The following is a 246-nucleotide window of genomic DNA, read 5'->3' on the forward strand; positions in this document are numbered from 1 at the left end:
TACTTACGATGTTATTTACGTTATTACTTACGATGTTATTTACGTTATTACTTACGATGTTATTTACGTTATTACTTACGATGTTATTTACGTTATTACTTACGATGTTATTTACGTTATTACTTACGATGTTATTTACGTTATTACTTACGATGTTATTTACGTTATTACTTACGATGTTATTTACGTTATTACTTACGATGTTATTTACGTTATTACTTACGATGTTATTTACGTTATTACTTA

The 246-nt window shown here is 24.8% G+C and carries 1 protein-coding gene; it reads left to right on the forward strand.

The window, feature by feature from the left end; genetic code table 11:
• Positions 1-246, forward strand: a 246-nt coding sequence (locus HS848_RS13195) for a hypothetical protein (protein ID WP_198612562.1), incomplete at both ends; no start/stop codon positions are given.

Source organism: Staphylococcus caledonicus (genome assembly GCF_016238465.1).
Taxonomy (GTDB): Bacteria; Bacillota; Bacilli; order Staphylococcales; family Staphylococcaceae; genus Staphylococcus; species Staphylococcus caledonicus.